Source organism: Streptomyces sp. NPDC056347, from assembly GCF_042262625.1.
Lineage (GTDB): Bacteria > Actinomycetota > Actinomycetes > Streptomycetales > Streptomycetaceae > Streptomyces.
Genome location: NZ_JBHJQP010000291.1, coordinates 1 through 4,956 on the forward strand (window position 1 = coordinate 1; position 4,956 = coordinate 4,956).

General features: G+C 71.9%; 4 protein-coding genes. 2 read left to right on the forward strand and 2 right to left on the reverse strand.

Features of this window, described 5'->3' with window-relative positions:
- Positions 1-31: 31 nt before the first annotated feature.
- Together ACFCV8_RS35370 and ACFCV8_RS35375 are read right to left on the reverse strand one after the other, a co-directional pair.
- Positions 32-976, reverse strand: coding sequence for an aldo/keto reductase (locus ACFCV8_RS35370; protein WP_376689642.1), 945 nt, complete (start codon positions 974-976; stop codon positions 32-34).
- The gene (locus ACFCV8_RS35375; RefSeq protein WP_376689643.1) at positions 973-2,919 is read right to left on the reverse strand and encodes a hypothetical protein; all 1,947 of its coding nucleotides are present in this window, start codon (positions 2,917-2,919) and stop codon (positions 973-975) included. The genes ACFCV8_RS35370 and ACFCV8_RS35375 overlap by 4 nt, the downstream gene beginning before the upstream one ends.
- Positions 2,920-3,029: 110 nt before the next feature.
- Between ACFCV8_RS35375 and ACFCV8_RS35380 the strand changes: the two genes are divergently transcribed.
- Together ACFCV8_RS35380 and ACFCV8_RS35385 are read left to right on the forward strand one after the other, a co-directional pair.
- Positions 3,030-3,854, forward strand: a complete 825-nt coding sequence (locus ACFCV8_RS35380) for an amidohydrolase family protein (protein WP_376689645.1) — start codon at positions 3,030-3,032, stop codon at positions 3,852-3,854.
- A 220-nt stretch (positions 3,855-4,074) separates the two neighbouring features.
- Entirely contained in the window at positions 4,075-4,908 is an 834-nt protein-coding gene (locus tag ACFCV8_RS35385; RefSeq protein WP_376689646.1) for a GntR family transcriptional regulator, read from the forward strand.
- The last annotated feature ends 48 nt before the right edge of the window (positions 4,909-4,956 follow it).

Sequence of the window (4,956 nt, forward strand, 5' to 3'; positions counted from 1 at the left end):
GGGGCGAACTGCCCCGGCCCGCCCGGTCCGTTCAGCCCAGCAACTGCTCCGGCACGAACCCGGCCCCCGCGAGCCGCTGCCACAGCTCGTCCGGGACGGGGAACCGGGCGGCCGCCGCGTTCGCCGTGACCTCGGCCGCCGAACGGCAGCCGAGCACCACCGAACCGACGGCGCCGTGCAGCAGCGGGAACTGGATCGCGGCCGCGGTCAGCGGCACCCCGTACTCCTCGCACAGCTTCCGGCACTGCCTGGCCCGCTCCAGCGCCCGGGCGGGGACCGGACGGTAGTTGAACATGGCGTCGGGGGACGGGTCGGCCAGCAGGCCCGTGTTGAAGACCCCGCCGACGACCACCGCCGTGCCCGTCCGGGCGCACAGCGGCAGCAGCGTGCCGAGCGCCTCGTGGTCGAGGAGCGAGAAACGGCCCGCGATCAGCACGACGTCCACATCGAACTCCGCCACGTACGAGGCGAGCGGACCGCTGTGGTTCATCCCGAAACCGATCGCCCGGATCAGCCCCTCGTCGCGCAGTCTGCGCACCGCGGGGTAGGCCGTGCGACGGATCTCGTCCGGGTAGTTGTCCGGATCGTGCAGGTACAGGATGTCGACGCTGTCACGCCCCAGCCTGGTCAGGCTCGACTCCAGGGACTCGCGGATGCCGCGCTCCGTCCAGTCGGTGATCACCTCGCCGGGGGAACCGTCCGGCCGGGGGCGCAGCAGCCAGCCCGTCTTGGTGGAGATCACCGGGTCGGTGACCCCGGACGGGCCGAGCAGGCGGCCCAGGCGCTCCTCGGCCAGCCCGTGCCCGTAGCGCGGCGCGGTGTCGAAGTAGCTGATCCCGGCCTCGGCCGCGGCCCTCAGGGTCGCGGCGGCGTCCGCGTCGCCGACCTCCTCGAACAGACCGCCCAGCGGGGCGGTGCCGATGCCGAGGCGGGGCAGGTCGAAGGGGAGCCGGCCGGTGGCGGCGGTGTCGGTCATGCGGTCTCCCACGGGGAAGCACAGGCCGCACGGCCCGCGCGCAGCGTCATGGTCAGGGTCAGCCGGACACACGTGTTCCCGGCGAGCTCGACCCGGCAGAACGGTCCGTCGACCGGCTGCTCGGGCCCGTCGTCCACGCGGACCGTGGCGACATGGTGCTCGGCGAACGAGCCCGCCTGCACCAGCAGGGTGCGGGCCTCACCGCCGAGGTTGACCAGCTCCACCACCGTGTGGTCCGGACGGATGTCCGGGACCAGCGCGGCGACGTCCTGCGGCAGCCCGGGCCGGCGGGTGTCCGCGTCGAAGTAGCGCACGTGCAGATGGGTCAGCCCGCCGTTGTACAGCACCTGCGGCGAGCCGGTGGTCAGCTGGAGCAGTGCCTCGGTCACCACGGGGTTGAGGTGCTGCCAGTGGTGGATGTCCAGGGCGTCCGGGCCGACCGCGGGATCGACCGTGTCGCCCTCGATGGCCGCCACCCGCTCGGCACAGCTCGCCAGCGCGCTGCGCAGCATCCGCTCGGGGAAGCCGGGGTTTCGGCCGTGCAGGAACTCGTACCACGGTTCCTCATGGCCGGCCTCGTCCTTGATGCGCTGGGTGTGCACGGCCTTCCAGTCCCAGTTCGAGCCCGCGCGCAGCTGCTCGATCCGCTCCCGGTCGGACTCCTCGCGACTGAAGTGCCAGAGCGAGAGCGGAAGCTGACCGGGCATCACGGTGAAGTCGAACCAGCCGGAGTCGTTGTGCCGCTGGGGCACCATCAGGGTGCGCCCGGCCGTCATCGACCGCAGATGCGGCTCCCAGCGCTCGCCGAGCGTCCCCATCTCGTCGGCCCCGCGCTGCTCGGCGTGGCGCAGTACCGCGTCGAGCGGGTTGCGGGCCAGATCCAGAAAGCCCCGGTCCCCGGTGAGCAGGGTCGCGTTGGCCGCGCCGACCACGGTGGAGCTGCCCACCGGGGACAGGCCGTGCGGCCAGGACCAGCCGTAGTGGCCGCCGTACCAGCGGCCCTCCAGGTACTGGCCCACCACACCGTCCAGGCCGACGTTGTCGGGCACCACCTCGCGGCCCGTGAGCCGCTCCTGCCAGGCGGAGACGTACTCGGCCACCCAGTCGGCGTACCGCTGCTCCCCGCTGAGCAGGAAGGCGTTGGTGGCCAGCCCGGTGGCGCCCAGGTTGGCGATGGTGTCCCCGCGCCCCATCCGGTCCCACATCGCGCGGCCGTAGGAGCGTGCCAGCTCGGGTGATGCGGCCAGCTGCCCGAAGGACGTGACGCCCTCGAACCCGTCCAGCGGCAGACCGTACGGGTGCAGCGCCAGGCTCCACGGGAAGTACGGCTCCTCGTCGCTGAAGCCGTACCGCGGCCCGGCGGCGCCGTTGTGCGGGGCGCGCAGCAGCCGGTGCCCGGAGTCGTAGTTGGGGCCGCCCGGAAGATAGAAGTCGGCGAATCGCAGGGCGAGTTCGCGCAGCTCCGGGTCGCCCGGGTCGGCCAGGCACAGCCCGTAGAACAGCAGTAGCCCCTCGCCCTGGTGGAACCAGTCGTAGCCGCGCTCCAGGCCGTCCACGAGCATGCCCATCTCGGTGAGCTGCGCGGTGACCCCCTGCCAGTGCCGCCGGGAGGCCGTCAGCAACTCCGGGCTGCCGCCCAGCAGATAGAGCGTCGGCCAGTTGAAGAACGGCTCGTAGAAGTCGTCCACGCCGTCCCGGCCGTCCAGCCCCTGCCCGAGGGTGTCCCGGAAGACCAGCCGGCCGTCACCCTCGGTGTAGCGGTCGGCGAACAACCGCCACGCCTTGTCCTGGGCGGCGAACAGCTCCCGCTCCAGCCGCGCCCATACGGGCACGTCGGTGACCCGCCGGGTCGCCTTCAGTAGAGGTCCGTGCGGCTCGCCCGTCGTGTGCGTGCCGCCGGTCCGCTCAGGCCTGAGCATCGAGTACACCCGCTCCCTGGTCACATTCGGATTTAACAATCGCCCATCGATAGCCGATGGTTAGACTCACTGGCAGGGAGCCGACGTGTCAATACTCCGGAGCGGCCCCGCCGGTCTCGACGAGGAGGCACACCGTGATCGACTGCCATGTCCACCTGTGGGATCCGGCCGAGGGTTTTCCCTGGATCGGAACCGGTGGCGAACACCACCGGGTCTTCGGCGAGGACGACCTGGAACGCTCGGGTGCCGGTCTCGGCCTGGCCGGGGCCGTACTGGTGGAGGCCTCGCGCGGCGACGCGGGAGAGACCCGCGCCCTGCGCGAACTGCGGCTGCGCCGCCCCGACCTGGTGGCCGGATACGTGGCCAATCTGCACGTCCACGGACCGGCAGGGGCCGAGGCGCTGCGCACCCTCCTCCGGCAGTCGGACCCCGCCCGCCCCAACGGGATGCGGCTCGGCGGTGCCGAATGGAATGCGACCCCCGAAGCGGCCCGCGCGCTGGTCGGAGTGCTGGCGGAGACCGGCACGGTGCTCGAACTCAACCTGCACCGAGGGGCATTGGTGGCCGCCTCCGATGCGGCGGACCGGTACCCCGGTCTGACCGTCGTCGTCGACCACCTGGGCAACGCCCCGGATCCGCGCACCCCGGAGGCGGGGGAGTGGTACCGCGACGTCGAGCGCGCCGCCGCGAGCCCCGGCGTGGTGGTGAAGATCTCCGGGCTGCTCACCCAGCAGCACGGCGTCCCGGCGGAGCGCGTGGCGCACATGGTGCGGCACGTCGTGGACACGCTCGGCCCGGACCGCTGCCTCGTCGGCTCCGACTGGCCGATCTGCCTGCCCCGCGGCAGCCGGGCCGCGTCGCTGGCGGCGTCCGATCCCGGACTGGCCCACCTGACCCGGGACCAGCGCCGGCGCGTACTGCACGCCACGGCGGTCCGGGTCTACGGACTCGCCGGGTGACCGGGGGCGTGGTTGACAGTGCTCGAACGCCCCTGCTTCGATTCTCTCGATGATCGATAGGCGATGAAAGCTGTCCGACCCGCCCGTCGGGAGTCGGTCCCGAGTTCCGTGAACGGCCACGACCGGCCGGGCGGCCGTGGACCCCGGTGTGATTCCATCGAGAGAAGACGGGTGCGTACTATGTCACAACTGGCGTGCCCCTGTGCTGGATTGGGAATTCATGGCATCTAATGCGTCGGGTGGGTTCGTCTCCACACTGGCCACCAACAAGGACCGGTTCCGCAAGACCCTGATCTCGGACCAGGTGTACGAGCTGCTCCGCCAGGCCGTGGTCGGGGGTGATCTCGCGCCGAACGACCGCGTGGTGGAATCGGAGATCGCGCGGCGGCTCGGGGTGAGCCAGGCCCCGGTGCGCGAGGCGGTCAAGCGCCTCGCCCGTGAGGGTCTGCTGACACATGTCCCGCGCCGGGGCCATTTCGTCGTCGAGATCTCCTCGCAGGACGCGGAGTACGCCCGCCAGGTGCGCGAGCCCCTGGAGGGCCTCGCCGCGCGGCTCGCCACCGAGCACATCACCGAGGACCAGCTCACCGTGCTGGACGCCCTGGTCGAGCGGATGCACGAGGCGGTGGCCGTGAACGACGTCAGCGGCTTCCGGGACGCCGACATAGAGTTCCACACCCTGGTCAGCCAGTACGCCGGCAACCCCTTCCTGGCCCGGATGTGGGAGGTCATCGAACCGAGTCTGCGGACTCTGCGGGCCATCTCCGATCCGCTCTTCGACGGCGACTGGTGCGCGATGGCCGACGAACACGGCCGTCTCGTCGGCCTGCTGCGGGCCAAGGACCCGGGCAGGGCGGCCGAGGCCTTCGCCGACCACGCGGCGGGCCGTGGACCGGTGCCGGACGCACGGGAGACCAAGGAGCCCCGCAAGCGGACCGCGACGAAGACCACGGCCAAGAAGGCGACAGCCCAGAAGACCGCGGCCAAGAAAACTGCGGCGAAGAAAACTGCGGCGAAGAAGACGGCGGCTCGCAGGACCGTGGCCGGAGCGTAGGGCCACGGTGCCGGACACGGCGCCGAGGGCGGACCGGCCGTCGGACCG

What these genes read in the sequence shown, in the direction of transcription:
- ACFCV8_RS35385 (WP_376689646.1), top strand. Translation starts at nt 4,075, where the DNA reads ATGGCATCTAATGCGTCGGGTGGGTTCGTCTCCACACTGGCCACCAAC.
- ACFCV8_RS35370 (WP_376689642.1), bottom strand. Translation starts at nt 976, where the DNA reads ATGACCGACACCGCCGCCACCGGCCGGCTCCCCTTCGACCTGCCCCGC.